The sequence below is a fragment of the Pseudomonas agarici genome (assembly GCF_001543125.1).
GTDB classification, from domain to species: Bacteria; Pseudomonadota; Gammaproteobacteria; order Pseudomonadales; family Pseudomonadaceae; genus Aquipseudomonas; species Aquipseudomonas agarici.
The window spans coordinates 775,831-794,172 of the sequence record NZ_CP014135.1; the positions used below are offsets into that span (position 1 = coordinate 775,831).

The 18,342-nt window shown below is 60.2% G+C and carries 13 protein-coding genes; all 13 read right to left on the bottom strand.

The annotated features are described in order from the left end of the window. Nucleotides 1–79: 79 nt before the first annotated feature. The 13 genes from AWM79_RS03545 to yaaA all read right to left on the bottom strand — a co-directional run bounded on the left by AWM79_RS03545 (nucleotide 80) and on the right by yaaA (nucleotide 18,197). The gene (locus AWM79_RS03545; protein ID WP_060782168.1) at nucleotides 80–1,531 is read right to left on the bottom strand and encodes a mannose-1-phosphate guanylyltransferase/mannose-6-phosphate isomerase; all 1,452 of its coding nucleotides are present in this window, start codon (nucleotides 1,529–1,531) and stop codon (nucleotides 80–82) included. Between the two features lie 109 nt (nucleotides 1,532–1,640). Then, nucleotides 1,641–2,297, bottom strand: a complete 657-nt coding sequence (locus tag AWM79_RS03550; protein ID WP_017130742.1) for an alginate O-acetyltransferase AlgF — start codon at nucleotides 2,295–2,297, stop codon at nucleotides 1,641–1,643. Between the two features lie 16 nt (nucleotides 2,298–2,313). Then, nucleotides 2,314–3,492 carry an alginate O-acetyltransferase gene (locus AWM79_RS03555; RefSeq protein ID WP_017130743.1) on the bottom strand — a complete coding sequence of 393 codons (1,179 nt, stop codon included), beginning with the start codon at nucleotides 3,490–3,492 and terminating at the stop codon, nucleotides 2,314–2,316. Between the two features lie 11 nt (nucleotides 3,493–3,503). Further along, nucleotides 3,504–5,054, bottom strand: a complete 1,551-nt coding sequence (locus AWM79_RS03560) for an MBOAT family O-acyltransferase (protein WP_017130744.1) — start codon at nucleotides 5,052–5,054, stop codon at nucleotides 3,504–3,506. 132 nt (nucleotides 5,055–5,186) lie between these two features. Beyond that, on the bottom strand, nucleotides 5,187–6,305 hold the full coding sequence (locus AWM79_RS03565) for a mannuronate-specific alginate lyase (RefSeq protein WP_017130745.1): 1,119 nt from the start codon (nucleotides 6,303–6,305) through the stop codon (nucleotides 5,187–5,189). A gap of 11 nt (nucleotides 6,306–6,316) precedes the next feature. Then, entirely contained in the window at nucleotides 6,317–7,750 is a 1,434-nt protein-coding gene (locus AWM79_RS03570) for an alginate O-acetyltransferase (RefSeq protein WP_017130746.1), read from the bottom strand. An 11-nt stretch (nucleotides 7,751–7,761) separates the two neighbouring features. Beyond that, the gene (algG, locus tag AWM79_RS03575) at nucleotides 7,762–9,378 is read right to left on the bottom strand and encodes a mannuronan 5-epimerase AlgG (protein ID WP_060782169.1); all 1,617 of its coding nucleotides are present in this window, start codon (nucleotides 9,376–9,378) and stop codon (nucleotides 7,762–7,764) included. After that, on the bottom strand, nucleotides 9,378–10,877 hold the full coding sequence (locus tag AWM79_RS03580; RefSeq protein ID WP_017130747.1) for an alginate export family protein: 1,500 nt from the start codon (nucleotides 10,875–10,877) through the stop codon (nucleotides 9,378–9,380). Before AWM79_RS03580 ends, algG begins: the two co-directional genes overlap by 1 nt. Continuing rightward, a complete protein-coding gene (gene algK / locus AWM79_RS03585; RefSeq protein WP_060782170.1) occupies nucleotides 10,874–12,277 on the bottom strand; it encodes an alginate biosynthesis TPR repeat lipoprotein AlgK in 1,404 nt (467 codons plus the stop codon). Before algK ends, AWM79_RS03580 begins: the two co-directional genes overlap by 4 nt. 9 nt (nucleotides 12,278–12,286) lie before the next feature. Further along, complete coding sequence (locus tag AWM79_RS03590; protein WP_017130749.1) at nucleotides 12,287–13,459, bottom strand: alginate biosynthesis protein Alg44; 1,173 nt, start codon at nucleotides 13,457–13,459, stop codon at nucleotides 12,287–12,289. Between the two features lie 36 nt (nucleotides 13,460–13,495). Beyond that, nucleotides 13,496–14,977 carry a mannuronan synthase gene (gene alg8, locus AWM79_RS03595; RefSeq protein ID WP_017130750.1) on the bottom strand — a complete coding sequence of 494 codons (1,482 nt, stop codon included), beginning with the start codon at nucleotides 14,975–14,977 and terminating at the stop codon, nucleotides 13,496–13,498. A gap of 104 nt (nucleotides 14,978–15,081) precedes the next feature. Beyond that, complete coding sequence (locus tag AWM79_RS03600; RefSeq protein ID WP_017130751.1) at nucleotides 15,082–16,398, bottom strand: nucleotide sugar dehydrogenase; 1,317 nt, start codon at nucleotides 16,396–16,398, stop codon at nucleotides 15,082–15,084. Between the two features lie 1,019 nt (nucleotides 16,399–17,417). Next, nucleotides 17,418–18,197, bottom strand: coding sequence for a peroxide stress protein YaaA (yaaA, locus tag AWM79_RS03605; RefSeq protein WP_017130752.1), 780 nt, complete (start codon nucleotides 18,195–18,197; stop codon nucleotides 17,418–17,420). Nucleotides 18,198–18,342 lie beyond the last annotated feature (145 nt).

Below are 18,342 nucleotides of genomic sequence, written 5' to 3' on the forward strand. Positions count from 1 at the left end.
CAAAAAGAACACCCCCGGTCCCACTCGCTGCGGATAGGGGGCGCAGCCAGCGGGGCGGGGGTGGGTGGAACGCTGGGAGTTACTGGGCGATGGTTTTCACCGAGATACCACGCTCGACCGGCGTCGAACGCCCGTAGATATCTTCGAACCGCTCGATATCGTCTTCGCCCAGGTAGCTGCCCGATTGCACCTCGATGATTTCCAGCGGAATCTTGCCGGGGTTGCGCAAGCGGTGTACCGAGGCAATCGGGATGTAGGTGGATTGGTTTTCGCAGAGCAGGAACACGTTCTCGTCGCAGGTCACTTCGGCGGTGCCGCTGACCACGATCCAGTGTTCGGCGCGGTGATGGTGCATCTGCAACGACAGGCAGGCTCCGGGTTTGACCGAGATATGCTTGACTTGGAAGCGTCCGCCCATGTCCACCGAGTCATAGGAACCCCACGGACGATAGACTTCGCAGTGGTTCTGGGTTTCGCTACGGCCCCGCTCGTTGAGGGTGTTGACCATCTGTTTCACGCCCTGAACCTTGTCCTTGTGAGCGATCATCATGGCATCCTTGGTTTCGACGACCACGATGTTTTCCAGGCCGATCACCGACACCAGCTTGCCGTTGCCATGGATCATGCAGTTGCGGCTGTCCTGAATCACCACGTCGCCTTTGCTGACGTTGCCGTTCTCGTCTTTTTCATGCACGTTCCACAGCGACGACCAGCAACCTACATCGCTCCAGCCAGCGATCAGCGGCACCACGCAGGCGCGCTGGGTCTTTTCCATCACCGCGTAATCGATGGAGTTATCCGGGCACTGGGCGAAGGTGGCTTCGTCCAGGGTCACGGTGTCAGCCTCGTGGTGGCTGCGCTCCAGGGTCAGCAGACAAGTGTCATAGATATCCGGATCGTGCTTCTTCAATTCTTCGAGGAAACGGCTGGCGCGGAACAGGAACATGCCGCTGTTCCAGAAATAACCGCCGGCTTCGACGAACTCGATGGCGCGTTTTTCATCGGGCTTTTCGACGAAGTGCGAGACCCGGCTGACGCCTTCGGGCAGCAGTGCATCGTTGCTCGACTTGATGTAGCCATAACCGGTTTCCGGTTTGGTCGCCGGCACGCCGAACAACACCATCTCGCCGCGCTCGGCGGCCACGGTGGCCAGGGCCAGGGCGCGTTGCAGGGCTTTCTGGTCTTCCAGTACGTGGTCGGCGGGCAGCACCAACATCAACTCGTCGCGACCCTCGTTGAGCAGCAGCATCGCGGTCAGGGCCACGGCCGGTGCAGTGTTGCGGCCGAACGGCTCCATCAGGATGCGCTGGGCTTCGAGGCGGCGGCTATTGAGTTGCTCATTGACGATGAACCGATGGTCCTTATTGCAGACCACGATAGGCGCATCCATGCCTTCGAACACCAGGCGTTCGAGAGTCTGCTGGAATAACGTCTGTTCGCCGGTGAGGGCGAGGAACTGCTTGGGAAACTGTTTGCGCGAAAGTGGCCAAAGGCGTGAGCCGCTACCACCTGACAGAATAATCGGAATCATGGTGTTTCTCCTTTGAGCAATTTATCTATGGGCTATGGGGTAGAGCTGTGTGGCGAGGGGGCTTGCCCCCGTTCGACTGCGTAGCAGCCGGAAAACCAGAAACCTCGAATCAACGGGTCGACACCGGACGCTTGACCCAGACCGGCGACAAGCTGCTGCCGTTGCCGGTGACGTAGAGCACCGCCGCCTCACCGCGCTCCAGAGCCACCGGCTTGAGGTCGCTGAGCTTCTGGTTGCCGTCGTACAGGGCGAAGCTGACCTTCACCGGATTTATCTCGCGTTCGCCGCGACCCTTGGCGGCCACCGCTTGGACGACATCGGTCTTGCCATCGGCAGTCTTCAGGGTCAGGGCCTTGTCACTCAGGTTCTGCACCCGCACCAGGGATTTTTGCTTGTTCTTGAACGGCGGTTCCTCGATCAGTTGTGGCTGGCCGCTGGCATTGTTGACCAGGGTGTAATAGTGGTCGGCGGCGAGTTTCACCGACAGGCTTTGGCTGCCGACCTTGGCGCTGTAGTCGCCACCGGGCATAAAGCTGAAATCACTGCTGGCCAGGGGCGCGACATCATTGAGGGCGGTGGCGCCGACGGTGGCGCTGATTTCCTGGTTGCTGGCGTTGTACAGGCGCACGAAGCTCGATCCCTTCGGCGCGGTCGGGCCGTATAGCGCGGCGTCGCCACCCGCCCAGACCTGCAGTGAGAGTAGGCTCAGGCCGGCGGCAATGGCCACGGTCCTGACGGTATTTTTACGAGTAGTGTCGAAGGTCATGGTGTCTACCTCTCTTTCAGTTTTGCGCCTGTACAGGCGACTCGGATTGGGTTGTGTTCCGGACCAGGTTTTGTTGGCGGATCCCAGCGGCTTTCAATTGCGCGACCCACTGCGGATCAGCATCGCCGATGTCGTTGTTGGCCGGCAGGTAGCGTTCCGGGAACTCCCAGATCAGCACCTGCGGCGGGTTGTTCTTGAAGGCATCGCTTTTCAGGTAGGCGAGCATCGGCGAGATCGGGCCGTGACCCGCCTCGGCGTAATTGATCACGTCGCTGTGCAGGGCCTGCTTGAGGGCGCCGACGAAGTTCCAGTTCGGGTTGGCGCTGTAGCTGGTGCCGATCAGCGCCACCGGGACTTCGTTGTCGGCGAACAATGCGTCGCCGCCGGCCGACGGGTCTTCAGCGGCACGGGTGATGCGTTTTTCCAACGGCTCTTGCGCAGGCATCAGATTGTCGAATAGCGGGTCCAAGGGCAGGAACAGGGTCAGGTCGCCCTTGTGCGGCTCAGTCTTCTCGGTTTCAGTGACAAAGCGCTGTGGCGTACCGCTGAGCGGCGTCTGTGCGGCGATGGCACTGGCCAATTGGGTCGCGGCGACCTGCGCGCCGTCTGGGGTCCAGTGGGTGTCGGTACGTAGGAACACTTGCCGGCCTTGCTGCTTGGCCTGTTGCAGCGGACCGAGCAGGTCGGGAGCGAGGATCCGGTCGGCGGCGACGCGGGCATGGAAGTCCTGATAGAGGTGGCTATGGATGCCCGACGGGCGGGCTGTGCCGAGGTGTTCAGGGTACAGGCGGGCCTTGGCTGGAAGGATTGCCATCACCAGGTTTACACCTTTGGCCTTGAGGGTCTGGCGCACGCCTTCGACCAACGCATAGTTGCCTTGCAGGTTCTGTTGCCCGTTGGCGATGGGGTTGAATTCCTCGTCGCTGTAGAGCCAATGGTCACGGCCCAGTACCACGCCCGGACGGCCTTCGTTGAACAGCTTGAAGTCCAGCGCGGCCCAAAGGTTGGTGCCCAGGCGCTTGATTGGGAACTCGCCGTCGTAACGAGTCTCGATAGCCTTGGTCCAGCGCCCGTTGAGCACGGTCGCGTCGGCGTTGGTGCTGAAACCGATGAAGCTGCGCAGAGACCATAGTCCCAGCGCCAGCAAAATGAAGAGAAACAGGCCAGCGTAGAGGATGCGTAATGAGCGGGTCATGGTCGGCTCCCTCAGAATTGGAAGTAAAGGAACGGCGAGAAGCTTTGCGCCGAAAGTTTGAGAATCGAGGCGATAAACAGCAGCAACACCAGGGCACGCATCAGGTAGCGCGGCCAGTCTGCCACCCAGTAAGCCGGTTGCACCTGGGCTTCGATCCCGACGCTGTAGCCGGGCTCGTGGATGCTGCCAGCTGCCTCGCCGGGGGCGGCCTTGATCAGGCCGGGTTGCGCCGTGGCCGGGCCGTCGGCGGGCTTGGCTTTTGGCGCGGGCGGGTTGCTGTAGAAGTCGCGCAGGCCAAAGAACGCCAGGGTCGCGTAGGCCACCACCAGAGTCGCTATTTGCAGGCCGGTGAGGCTGGCGCGGTTGAGTTCCGACAGCGACCAGCCATTGAAACCGAACATGGCGCCGTACATGCGACCGGCCACGTGCAGGTTTTCGGCCCGGAAGATGACCCAACCCATGATCACCAGCAGGAAGGTCAGGACCCAGCGGATCGGGTTGAAGCTGCGCGGGGTGGTGTTGATGCCCAAGGCTTTTTCAATCGCCAGCCAGATGCCGTGCCAAGCGCCCCAGACGATGTAGGTGATGTTCGCGCCGTGCCACAGGCCGCCGAGCAACATGGTCAGGAACAGGTTGCGGTAGGTGGTCAGCGTGCCTTTGCGGTTGCCGCCCAGGGTGATGTACAGGTAGTCGCGCAGCCAGGTCGACAGGCTGATGTGCCAGCGTCGCCAGAACTCGGTGATCGATTGACTGATGTAGGGCTGCTTGAAGTTCTCCATGAAGCGAAAGCCCATCATCAGGCCCAGGCCGATGGCCATGTCGCTGTAGCCGGAGAAGTCGAAGTACAACTGCGCGGTGTAGGCCAGCGCGCCGAGCCAGGCATCGCCGGTGGTGGGGGCCTGCAGGGCGAAGCAATGATCGGCGACCACCGCCAGGGTGTCGGCGATAAAGACCTTCTTGATGAATCCCTGCATGAACCGCGTGGCGCCTTCGGAGAATTTGTCCAAGGTGTGGGTGCGGTTGTTGAATTGGTCGGCGAGGTCGCGAAAGCGCAGCACGGGACCGGCGATCAGGTGCGGGAAGATCGCCACGAAGGCGGCGAAGTCGATCAGGTTGCGGGTCGCCGGAGTATCGCCGCGGTAGACGTCGATGATGTAGCTGATGGACTCGAAGATGTAGAACGAGATACCGATCGGCAGCAGCACATGAGTCAAGATAAACGGTTCGAGACCCAACGAGGTCATGATCGCATTGAGGTTGTCGACCCCGAAGTTGGCGTACTTGAAGTAGCCAAGAATGCTCAGGTCGACGGCCACGCCCATCAGCAGCCAGCGCTGGGCTGACTGGGTGCGCACACCGGCGGCGCCGACCTTGAGGCCGATCCAGTAGTTCCACAGGGTGACGCCGACGAACAGCGCCAGGAAGTCCACCCGCCACCACGCATAGAACACGTAGCTGGCGATCAGCAGCAACAGGTTGCGATAGCGTTGCCCGCTCAAGTAATACAAGCCGAGAAAGATCGGCAGAAACAGAAACAGGAACACATTGGATGAAAATACCATTCCGATCTCTCCTTGTTTTATCAATGTTCGGGAGCCGCAGCCCCCCCAAACCCCCCGTGCAACCGGAGAGTCATTACCTACATCCGTGGCGAGGGGCTTGGCCTCTCGCCACAACAGCCGTACCAGCGCGTTTTAATCGCCTTTCTGGGTGCCCTTGTCATGGGTCGGGTCGTAGACCTTGGTCAGGTCGCCACCGAGGCGGAAGGTCTTGAACGGTTGCAACTTATGCTTGTGTTCGAGTACATCCGTCGGGCAGGTGTAGAGCGTGCAGTACGGTTCCAGCCAGGCGAATTTCGAGTCGATCTTGAGGTCGGTCATGTCCTGTTCCTTGCCGTTTTTCGCCTGGAATTCCTCGGGGTCTTTGATCCCGGCCAGCACCCGGTCGCCCAGGCGCTTGAGCGCATTGTTGTTTTCCTGGCGCAGGTCGACGCCGTTGACCAAGGCGAAGCTGGCGATCATCGCCAACGGCGGCAGCGCGTAGTTGTGGTAGGCCAGGGCGCGTTGCTGGCGCTTGAGTTCGTTGGGTAGGAAACCCTGTGGGTCGACCTGACTGGCACCGACCTTGTATTCCTTCACGGCCCAGTCGAACAGGTCGCGACGGTCGGTGGCGACGGCGGTCGCCATCACCGACCAGGCGGCCCAGTACGAGTGGTTATTGGTTTTCTCCAACGGCAGGTTGTCCCAGTCGCTGACCACCTGGTCGGCCATTTTGCTGAACCAGGCCTCGATCTGTTGCGCTTCTTGCAGGTGGGTCGCCAACGGACGAGAGTCGGAGAACTTCAGCCGCAGGTAGGCCGAGGCCATGCTACCCAAGGCCCATTTACGCATGGACTTGCCGGTGTGGTTGAAATCCTTGGACATCAGTGCATCGGCTTGGGCCCAGGCGGTGAGCCAGCTCAGGGTGCAGCTCAATTGCTCTGCACGACCGTCGCGCATGAACTGCATCACGCGCTTGCTGGTACCGCGCTCCATCTTGGTGATGTCGGCAGTGGTGTCGCGAAAGGCTTTTTCCGACTGCTCGTTGAGGGTTGCGCGGGCCTTGTCGGAGCCCTCGTATTTACTGCGAAACTGCAACTGGCCGGTATAGGGTGTGGGCATGGCTTCACAGCCTTCGCTGCTGTCGCTGGCTTTGAACTTGTCGACGGCAGCAAAGTATCCCTGGGGCGGGCGCAACGGCGCGGCGGCCTGGGCCGAATTGGCCAGGATTGCCAGGCCAAGCAGTGAAGGAGCAAGCAGTGTCCGGAGTTTCATTGGCGCATACCTCATAACCCGGCTTGAGCCGCATGGGGCTCGGCGCTGGGGAATACATTGCGTTTGCAAATCTTCGCTTCGACTTTCTGCGCTGCGGCGCCCGCTTCCGGACCCTCGACTTCGACGGCCAGCAGGTTCTGGTTGGCCCAGTCTTCGTCAGTGCGCAGTTCGAAGGCGAAGCGTCCGTCGGTGTCGGAGGTTTCTGGCTTCTCGATCTTGATGTCCTCATGGCGTCCGTTCATGTACCAGAGGGTGGCGTGCAGGATTTTCACCGAGGTATCGGCGAAGCGGATGTCGACCTGGTGCCCGCTGTTGCGCAGGTCGCGGTTGCTGCTGTTGACCAGCAGTTCGTTCTTGCCCGGCTTGACTGTGGTGCTGGCGCTCATGTCGGCACTCTTGCCTTCGCAACCGTTGTCGAGCAGCGCCATCATCTGCCGGTAGATAGTTTCCTGGTCGAGACGGTACAGCGGCGAGAATTCCCAGATGAGGATCTTCGGCGGGGTCTTCTGGAATTCGTCACTGCCCAGGTACTGCAGCATCGAACCTTCCAGGCCACCGCCGGGGAAGGCGACGTTGAGGATGTCGGCGCCGATGTACTGTTGCAGGAAACCGGCAAAATTGTAGTTCTTGCCACTGTGACTGGTGCCCACCAGGGTGATCTGCGGGTTGCCGGCGTCACCGAACAGGTCGCCATCCGCCGCCTCGCCCTTGGGCTCGGTGCTGAACTGCTCCATGTACTGGATCGAGTAGCTGGTGCCACATAGCTGGCCGGCCATGTTGTGCAGGGTGCCGGTTTTGCCCATACGCCCGGAGACTTTGGTTTCGTATTCGCGATGGGGGATGTCGGCGAAGCCGGGGATCTGTTTCACCGTCTCGGCGACGATCTTGGCGGTGCGCTCGGCGCCGTATGGGGTCCAGTGCTGGTCGCCACGGAAGTAGAAATCGTGGGCTTGCTGTTCGTTAGTCAGGGGCGACAGGTCCGGGACGTGATAACCCATTTTTGCGAAGCGCGTGAGCATGGCCTGGTAGTTGTACAGGGCCTTCTCGTAGTCGAATTTGGCGCGTTCGGCTGGGAATAGCTTATTGCGGTCCACCAGGCCGCGGGTCGGCTGATAGACCACCACCAGCTCCACGCCTTTGCTCTTGAAGGCGTCATGCAGCTGTTGCATGCGCCTGTAGCCGGCGGGGGTGGTATCGAATTCGGTGCGCAGGTCTTCCTGGGTACGAAACAGCCAGTCGCCCTGGGCCTGCACCAGCGTCGTGAAGTTCTGCTGGTAGCGGGTGACGTAGTTCTTTGCGTCATGGGCCGCCGGGCACAGGCTGCAGCAAGGCTCAGCGGTAAAGTTCGGCGCCTGGATTTCCTCGGCGCGCAGGCTGGCGCTGGCCGCGTAGATCGCCACGGCGAAGCCGGACAGGCCGAGTAGTTTGATCAGGTGTGGGTTCATAAAGGTCATCCTCAATCACGCAATTGGGTCTGGCGTTCGACCGGGTCGATCAGCACGGCTTTCTGCTGGCGCACCAGCAGGTCGAGAATCTGGTCCTGGTGATCGCCGAGAATCCCATTGAAACTGATACCGCTGTTCTTCGCCGGGGCGAGCATGGACACCCGGTACAGCTCGACACTCAAGGGCGAGTCGATGGACAGCGGGCCGCTGCCGTTGCCGGCCAGTTCGCCACCGACCACGATCAGCGACACCTCGGCGTCGAACGGATCGAGCTTGATGTCGCGGTCGGTGTCGCTCAGGTCCTTGATGTGGCCGTAGACGCCGGTCAGGCCGTTGGCCAGGGCGAGGTTCTCGTACAGGCGGATGTTCACGCTGTTGCGGATACGGATACCGTGGCGTTTGTTGCTGATCACTTTGTTGCCGTAGATCAGGTTGTCGGCACTCTCGTAGAGGGTGATGCCGTCGGTGTGATTCTTATAGATCTCGTTGTAGGCGATCAGGTTGTTGATGCTGTTACGGTCGATCACCAGGCCCGAGAGGTGGTTGTCATAGCTGCGGTTGTTGAAGATGAAGCTGTCGTTCACTTCTCGGGAAATGATGATGCCGTGCTTCTTCTTAGTCCCGTGGACGGTGTTGTCGGCGATGATCAGCCGGTGCGAACGGTCGTGGGGGTCGATGCCGTAGACGATGTTGTCGCGGTAGGTATTGCCCTTGATCACGAAGTCGCGGGTCTCGTAACAGTAGAAGCCGTACCACATGTCCGAAAACTGTGAGCCGATGATCCAACCGGTCGGTTCGGGCCGCTTGAGGACCTTGGCCATGTTTGGCGTGTATTGGGAAATACTCACGCCGTAGGATTTACTGTTGGCGTAGCCGAAGCTGGCCATCTGGCTGTCGACGATATAGGTCTCGGTGCCGCCCCAGGCGAGCAGAAACGGACGGAACTCGTTGGGCGAGCGGAAGGTGGCGGGAGCGTTGTCCGCTTCGCGCCAGCCTGTGATCTTGGTATCGCGAATGAACAATTGCCCGTCGTTGACCAGAAACGAGCCGCGTTCCTGGGACAGCCGCAGTTCTTTGGTTTGCCGGTCGATTTCGAGAATACCCTTGCGCCCGACGACGATCGGCAGCCTGGCGAGGAACACCCCTGGCGAGGTTTCGCTGATGTAGTTCTTCGGCAGCTTCTTGCTCAGGTCCTTGAGGTTGATATAACCGTCGTCGACGAAGATCGCCTGGGGAATGCCGTGTTGACGGACCACCCATTCGGCCATCTTGTTGTCGCCGCCGATAAAGTCTTTCAGGGCGTCTTCCTGCATCATCCGACGCACACTGATCTTGCCCGGCTTGCTGCGCACGATCTTCGCCGCCGCTGCCTCGGCGGTGTAGCCACTGAGGTCCGGCAGTTTCGGTTTCTCCAGGTGCAGCGGTGCGGTCGGCGCGCTGCTGACGGTATAGGTCTTGGCCTGTTGCAGTTCCTTGGCAAGGATCGGCGGGCGCTCCGTCTTGGCGAGCGGCGGCTCGACATTGCCGAAGGCAGCGCTGCTGGCCAGCAGCAGGGCTACGGCCAAGACACTGAGCGGCCCTTGCGTGGCGATATGGTTCATCTCGGACACTCCCTTCGCGAGCTGCATCAGAAGCGCCAGATCACGTCAATGAACGCGCGGTGCATATAGGAATCGACATTGTTGCCGTAGGCATCGCCCGGCTTGAACACGCCGCCGCGAAAGCGCACCAGCGCCGAGGGTTCATCGATGGATTGGCTGAGCGCTGCCGGCAGCAGGCCCTGCTTGAAGTATTTGGTGACCACCAGATCAATCTCCTGGCCCATGTCCTTCTCGCCGTCGCGCAGTGGCAGCGAGGCACTGGAAAGCAGGGCACCGGTGGCGTCGTCGTAGTTGTTCTGTACGGCGTTGATACCGTTGCTGCCGACGTCCTTGTTACCGTCGACGCGCCAGAACTTGTGGTAGACCAGGCTGGCGTCGTAGTCCTCGCGTAACTGCCAGGAACCGAACAGGGTGGCGGTCTGCAGGTTGTTCAGTTCGCCACGGAAGGCTTCTCCGAAGCGGTGGGTGCGCGAGCGGGTGCCGGTGAAATTCGAACGGTTGCTTTCCAGGCCATTCTGCTCGTAGTCCTCACTGGCACGGGCATAGGCGGCGCCGACCTGCCAGTTGGGATCGAGGCGCAGGCGCACACCGAGGTCGGTGGCCCAGCCGTTGATGTTGTCGCTGTGCTTGGCGTCGACCGGGCGCGTGTTGTCGGCGTTGAGCGCATTAACGCTGTCGCGATTGCCGCTCATGCCGGTCAGGCTGGCCCAGTAGTTGACGGTATTGGTATTGCGCCAGTTATAGGCGTCGCTGTTGGCCTCCAGGCCGAGCCAGGTCAGGTCGCCGTTTTCCTTCTTGTCCAGCGGATCGGCGGCCTCACCTGGGGTCGGGTAGTCGAGCTTGCCGTCGTCGTGGGTGTGGTGAGCGCGCACGCCGACCCATTGTCCTGGGGTCCACTGGTAGGCGACGTCGCCATAGACATGCAGGCGGTCCTTGTCCTTGGGCGCCAGTTCCGTGAGGTCGGTGCGGTAGTCGCTGAAGCGCTCGGCGGTGCCCAGGTTGGCGCGCAGCAGGGTGGTGTCGAAGGTCCAGTTCAGCGCTTCGATATTGGTGTCGCGCCATTGCCCGTCATCGTTACGCAGGCGTTGACGACCGAACTTGAGAATCTCGCCCGGATAGGGCGTCAGACCTTTGTAGCCGACCCAGAATTCACGCAGGGCCAGGTAGCTCTTGTCCGGCTTGCGCGCATCGTTGCTCGAGGTTTCCTGGCTGCCATCGGACTGCTGCAGGGTGTCGGTCTCAATGATATCGGTGGCGGTCACGGCCTGGCCCATGACGTAGGCGCTCCAGTTGCCGCGTTCACCGTAGGCCCATGGGCGCAGGTCGAGGCCGACGCCATTGGCATCACCGCCCTTGAGGGTCCCGAGGTCGCGGTCGTTTTCCGATTGACCGGTGATTTTCACTTCGAGGCCGAAGTTCTGGGTATCGGTGATCGCGGCCAGGCTCGCGGTAGACCAGATCAGGGTGAAGCCGACCAGGGCAAAGCGCTGGCCGATACCGGCCTTCACGAAAGGGTTGAATGTCATAGGGTCTTTTCCTCGCTGTCGCCTTCTTGCAGGGCTTGTTGCAGGTCCAGCGTGCGGGGGCTCAGGGTCCCGCGCAGGCGCTGTTCCTGTTGCAGCAGGCGCTGGGCATCGGCGCGCTGTGCGGGCGGCAGTTGTTCGTCGAGTTGTTGGGCCAACTCATTGGCTTGCGGTGTGTCCTGGAGCTTGGCCAGTTGGCTGAAAACGTAGGCGTTGAGCGGATCGGGCTTGGTCCCACGGCCCTGGGAAAACATCTGGGCGAGGGCGAAGTCGGCGCTGTTCTGGCCGTTGCGGGCCGCCTTGAGCAGGTGGTCCAGGGCCTTTTTCGGATAGACCTGGTCGAGGTAGCCTCGACGATAGATCTGCCCCAGGTAGTAATCGGCGGCGACTTCCTTGCCGAGGGCTTTCTGAAAGTGCGCCTCGGCCTGCCTGGCATCCGCCGGTACCCACTTGCCTTCGTAGTAGAGTTTGCCCAGCAGCAGTTCGGCGCGGGGCTGGTCGGCCGCACGGCCGTTGTTCAGATACTCCATCATCCGGTCGACATCGCCCAGGTCGGGGAAGTCGTAGAGCAGTTGCGCCAGGCTGACCCAGGATGCCGGGTAGCCGGGGGCGATCTGTTCGAGCATCGCCTGCGCGGTTTTCGTATCCGGTTGGCCGAGACTCGAGTCGCTGAGTACGCGGGCTACGCTGTCCATCCGCTGGGCGCCGACAGTACCTCGGCTGTACGCCGCCTGCAGTTGCTTGAGCAATTCGGCCTGCTGGTCTGGCTGGGCGCGTTTCTGATACACGGTCGCCAGTTCGACGTAGCAGATATCCGTGCTGTTGAGCGCGGCCTTGCAGATCCTTTCCACTTCATCGAGGTGCTGGTCGTAGGTGTTCTGGGTACGGTAGAGCAGGACTTGGGCCAGGCCCGCTTCCGGATAGCCGGCGCTGTGCCATTGGTTGATCTGGCGCTGAGCATCGACGTTGGGAAAGCTCTGCGGGAATTGCAGGTAGAGCATTGCCAGCGGGATCAGGGTGTTGCCTTCACCGTTGGCGAAGGCCTTTTCCAGCAGGCCTTCGGCTTCGTGGTGTTCGGCTTCGCTCGCGCCGGGCTTGGCCACCAACAGTCGACCCAGGCGCGCCTGGGCACGGGGCGAGGTGTCGGCGACGGCGCGGTAGGTTGCCTCTGCCTGTTTGATCTGGGCCGGATCGCGGCTTTCTACCTGAATATCGGCCAGGCCGACCTGTGCGTCGCTGTAGCCCAGGTCCGCCAACTTGCGATAATTCTGTTCGGCCAGGGCGGTATCGCCGCGCTTGAGCGCTTCATTGGCCAGGCGCTGGTCGGGCAGGCCGGCGCAACCGGCCAGGCTGATCGCCATGGCCAATGTCAGCGGCAAGGTTCGTAAGGTCGTCACGGGCATGTCCTCTACTTACAGACCAGCCGCCATGGCTTTGTCGATCAACCAGTTCATGTTCGGTCCACGGTCGCTGTTGACTTCCACCGGGCGGCCGGCAAGGGTACTGTCGAGGTGTTCGTCAGGCTTGATCAAGACGCGGATATCCGAGGACAGGTCGTCGCTTTTCAGGCTGGTGCTGCTGACGATCTTGCCCTGGCGGACCTGATCTTCGCCGGCGACCTGGAAGCTCACGCGGGTGCCCGGACGCACCTCGCCGAACTGGCGATAGGAGAACCGCGCCTCGACGTTAGCGACGCTGTTGCGGGGCACCAGTTGGAAGATCACGTCGCCCTTGTTAGCGTATTGACCGTTAGCGACCAGTTGCTGGGCAACGGTGCAGTCGCAAGGCGACGTCAGGGTGCCGGTCATCTGCTTGCCGAACAGCTCCTCGACCTTCGCAGGCTGTAATTGATCTTCGTCCAGGTGCCCCTTGAGCACATCGAGCATGCTGGTGCTGAAGGTCGCCAGCGGGGCACCCTTGGCGGCAATGCCATCATTTTTGATCAGGCTCTGCACGGTGCCGTCGCGGGGCATGGTGACGTTCATCCCTTGTACGCTGACCAGGCCGGCCTGGGCGTGGCTGACGAAGTACATGCCATAGACCGACTTCAGGACAAAGCCGAAGGCCGCGAGGCCGACGACGAAGACGCCGAGGCTGAAGGTCACGGCGCGCAGTCGGCCGAGCGCGCTCATGCCGCTGCCGTCATCCTTTTTCTTGCGCGCCTTGGTGAAGTTGTCGCGCTGCAGCGTGGCGAGCACGTCGCCCATGCTGACGATGTCGCCGGCCAGATGTGAGGTGATCAGGTGACGTAGGGTGGCGATATCCTGTTGTTCCAGGTTCTGGAACTGGCAACCGACACGACCGTTCTGGCGATCATAGGAGCGAACCTGCAACTCCACGTCCATGGCCAGGCCGAGGTTGTCGATGACAAATTGCAGGCGCCCTTTGCACACCTCGCCGAGAGCCAGAGTCTGTTGCTGCGGCAAGTTGAAACTCAGGCCGCCGGCGGACAGGTCGTGGACCCGGGCTTCCAGCGGCTTGCCCTCGGTGCCGAAGAATCGCAGCTTGGCGGGAATTTTCACCCGGGCATGCTGGCGCTGGGCTTCGGATTCGTGGACGACATTGGCGTTGACTTTCGAGTTCATGGGTAAAGCTCCGTTAGCTAATTCAGGCGAGTCGGGTCAGACCATTGTCATCAGCACGGCAACGAAGATGCTGCCGGCGGAGAAGGTCATGGTCCGAGACGACCAGGTGTTGAACCAACCTTGAAAGCTGGCGAGGTCGCGGCTCAATTTGGTGTCCTGGCGAGTCCAGGATTGACGGTCGAGGCGGAAGAACACGTAGATCTTCATCAGCGCTCCGACGATTTGGTTGTAATAAAGAATCGCCGGGTAGGCCGGACCGATGCTGTGTCCCGAACAGACCAGGAGGATCGTCAGGATCAGGCGGGTGATGCCGATCCATAGGAGGTAGGCGAGGATGAAGGCGATGCCGTACTTAAAGCTGGCGATCAGTGCCACGGTCAGTCCCAACAAGGAGGTCCACATCGAGACGCGCTGGTCGAACAGCACGACGCTGGTGAACAGGCCGAGGCGGCGGATCCCCAGGCCCAGCGCCCGAGAGTTCTGTCGCAGGTTGTTGCCGTACCAACGGTACATCAACTTGCGACTGGATTTGATAAAGCTCTTTTCCGGCGGGTGTTCCACGGTGTGGATCGCGGCGTCGGGCACGTAGAAGGTGTCGTAGCCCAGACGCATCAGGCTGAACCAACTGGACTTGTCGTCGCCGGTGAGGAACTTGAAGCGGCCCAGGCGCCAGTGTTGCAGCGAGTCGCTTTCGACGTCGGCGATAAAGCCCGGATCGGTGACTACGCTGGCACGAAATACCGACATGCGCCCGGTCATGGTCAGTACGCGCTGGGATAGGGCCATGGAGCACATGTTGATATGGCGCTGGGCGAAGCGCAGCTTGTGCCATTCGCTCATGATGTAACCGCCACGTACTTCGCAGAATTCGTTGGTGGTCAAGCCGCCGACATTGCCGAACAACTGGAACCAGGGCACGGTTTTGCGCACAACGCCTTCGCTGAGTACGGTGTCGCCGTCGATAACCGCGACCACCGCTCGCTGGTCCGGCAGGTGTCGGGAGATCGCCCGAAACCCGAAGGCCAGGCCATCGCGCTTACCGGTGCCGGCGATACGGACGAAGTCGAGCTTGACTCGTCCAGGGGGGTTCATTTTTTTCCAGAGACTCTTGACCAGCAATTCATCGGACATTTCCACCAGGGAACAGACCACGGTGGTCGGGAAGCCGCAGTCGATGGCCTCGCGAATTACTGAGCTGTAGACCTGGGCGGTGGTCAGAGCGTCGATGCGAAAGCTGGTGACCATCAGGAACACCTGGGACGGGTCCGTGGCCTTGCCCAACTTGCGCAGTTTGCGCCGCAGGTGCGGGTAAACGATGTAGAGGAAGATCATCCCGCGCACGAAGTGGGTCGCGCCCATGGAGTAGCGCCAAATGCCCACTGCGCCGATCAGGAAGATGAAGTCCTTGGATTCGGCGTCGAAGGTCGAGGGGGGCAGCAACGTAGCCAGGCCCAACAGCAAACTCAAGTAGAACAGCCAACCGGCGGCCTGAAGGAGGCCGTGCTTTAGCCTGTGCATAATCTGCGTCCGTCTCTATCTCGGGCGAGCCTGGCAGGCAGCCCGGTGGGGTTAAGGCAGGCGTAAGGTCCGCCCCCGGAGCGATCCAGGGGCGAACGGCTGATTTACCAGCAGATACCTTCGGTCCGGCCACTGGCACTGGTGGCCTGAGACATGAAGCCGACCAAGTCGATGACCTGTTTGCCGTGCGGGGCGTTCTCCGCCAGGGCGCGGAACTTCTCATCACGGTTGCCGAGAATGATCACGTCACTGTTATCGATTACCGAGTCGAAGTCGGCGTTGAGCAGGGACGACACGTGGGGAATCTTCGATTCGATGTAGTCCTTGTTCGCGCCGTGGACACGGGCGTACTCGACGTTCTTGTCGTAGATGCTCAAGTCGAAGCCCTTGCCGATGAGCATTTCCGCCAATTCCACCAGTGGGCTTTCGCGCAAGTCGTCGGTGCCGGCCTTGAAGCTCAGGCCGAGCAGCGCGACCTTGCGCTTGTCATGGCTGGCGACGATGTCGAAGGCGTTCTGCACCTGGCTCTCGTTGCTGCGCATCAGCGAGTTGAGCAGGGGCGATTCGACGTCCAGGGCGCCGGCGCGGTAGGTCAGGGCGCGGACATCCTTGGGCAGGCAGGAACCGCCGAAGGCGAAGCCCGGACGCATGTAGTACTGAGACAGATTGAGGGTTTTGTCCTGGCAGACCACATCCATCACCACGCGCCCGTCGACGCCGACGGCTTTGGCAATGTTGCCGATTTCGTTGGCGAAGGTGACCTTGGTGGCGTGCCAGACGTTGCAGGTGTATTTGATCATCTCGGCCACTTCGATGTCCTTGCGGATGATCGGCGCGTCGAGTTCTTCGTAGAGGGCCTGGAGGACGTCGCCCGAAGCGCTGTCGAATTCGCCTATGACGGTCATCGGCGGGAAGTCGTAGTCCTTGATCGCGGTGCTTTCGCGCAGGAACTCAGGGTTGACCGCGACCCCGAAGTCGACGCCGGCCTTTTTGCCCGAGCAGTCTTCGAGGATCGGGATCACCACGTTCTTCACCGTGCCCGGCAGTACGGTGCTGCGCACAACGATGGTGTGGCGGGTGGTCTTGTCACGCAGGACAAAACCGATTTCGCGGCATACCGATTCGATGTAGTTAAGTTCCAAGTCACCGTTCTTCTTGCTGGGAGTGCCCACGCACAGCATTGACAAGTCGGTGGCGCGAATTGCCTCGGCAAAGTCAGTGGTGCCCCGCAGCCGACCGCTGGAAATACCTTGCGCCAACAAGGCTTCAAGTCCCGGCTCGACAATCGGCGATTTGCCGTTGTTGATCAGGTCGATCTTGTCTTTGGAAATATCAACGCCAACGACATCATGGCCTCGTGCAGACAGGCAACCGGCACACACTGCACCGACGTAGCCCAAACCAAATATGCTAATGCGCATCGCATTTACCTCTATCTTAATCATGCCATTAAATGGCCGGAGTTAATTTCGCCAATGATCGTACTGCGCTCGAAGTGTGACAAAGTGAAGTCAGTCTCCAAGTTTGTGCATATAAATATCGAGTGGCTAAATAATTGCACTCAAATTGTGCGTAACTCGGTCTTGTTATGGGGACATGCCCTTTAATGTCGCCGGCCTTCATTGAAAAAGCCCCCTGCCAGTGTGCTTGCAATCTTGTTGCGCCTGCGCTGGGGCCTTGTTAATCAACAAGTTATAAGTCACTTGCACGTGCTTTGTCTGAGGGCCGACCTTGGCCTGCACAGGGGATATTGTTGCTGTGTATCTCCTGTCCTTTTGATTGAGTTCAAACGATGGAGTGCAATTGTAAGCCGGTGATTGCGGCTTAAACGTCCAATCCTGCTCCGCGTAAGTCATCTCTTACAAAATCGCCAAGAATCGTTACGGGTGGTATGAGCAATACTTTGGAACATAAGTTCCTGTCCGCTCATCTTATTTTCGAAATTTTTTGAAATATTGTGAAAGATGGCACTGCTTTCATATTGATAGCACTTTCCGTTTCGCCCTTTAGTTACGGGGATGAAAAGTACCTGGATGGTTGTATGCCATTATGGGAAAAATTTTTAGGTGCCACTACGCAAAAAAAATCGGAATGTCGAATGAAAGAATTTTCATGGCTGTTGCAGTCGATTTGTTGGCGTCAAGTAATTGTTTTTTTGGTGCGGCGGGAGAAATGATCCGGTGGGATTATCGGTGATTACACATCGCGTATAGTGCCCCGAATAGGTGCGCAGTAACAAACATGTTGAGTGGTGAGCGGGCAAGCCGCTCGCCACGAGTGGCCGGTACGGTTAGTTGGTTGGCTCAAATTCGGCTGCCGCAGGTTCATGGCCGAGGCGCCGTAAGCAGTCATCGCCCGCTATGGCGAGCAGAACGCAGGCCAGGGGCCCGTGTTGCCGAAATAGACTGGCAGAGTTCGCCACCCAAGCCCCTGGGTGGTGTTATTCGGACGCGTGATCGCGCAGGAACACCAGGTTGTCGGGCCTGGAGAGCTCCGTGCTAAATCGGTAGCCTCCTTCGTCGAATGTCTTCAGTTGGTCGGGGTTCTTGATGCGTTCTTGGATCACGAAGCGGGCCATCATGCCGCGGGCTTTTTTCGCATAAAAACTGATGATCTTGTATTGGCCGTTCTTTTGATCGCGAAATTCGCTGTTGATGATCCGCGCATTGAGGGCCGAGCGCTTCACCGCCGAGAAGTACTCGTTCGAGGCCAGGTTCAGTAGCACATCGTCGCCTTGTTCGGCCAGGGCTTCATTGAGCCATTCGCTGATGCGCGTGCCCCAGAAGGCATAGAGATCCTTGCCCCGGGCATTGGCCAGCTGGGTGCCCATTTCCAGGCGATAGGGCTGCATCAGATCCAGCGGGCGCAGCAGACCGTAGAGACCGGAAAGCATGCGCAAGTGAGTCTGAGCGAAGTCAAAGTCGGCGGCACTGAAGTCTTCGGCATGCAGGCCGGTGTAGACGTCGCCCTTGAAGGCCAGCAGCGCCTGCTTGGCGTTGTCTGGGGTAAAGAGCGGATTCCAGCTACCGAAGCGCGCGGCGTTGAGGCCGCCGATCTTGTCGGAAACGTGCATCAGCTCGCTGATCTGTGCCGGACTGAGGGTGCGCAGTTGTTCGATCAACTCCTGGGAGTGATCAAGGTACCGCGGCTGAGTGAACTGTTTGGTCACCGGCGGTGTTTCGAAATCGAGGGTCTTGGCGGGGGAAATCACCATCAGCATGAAGTCGTCTCCTGTAATCGTTTGGGGATTCTAGGGGCTTGAGCGGTTTTACTCCACCTATGAGGGCGATAGCCTCGGCGTTGCTATCCCCTTCGTGGCGAGCGAGCATCGAAGGGGCTCAGGTCGGCAGATCGGCTATAGTGCG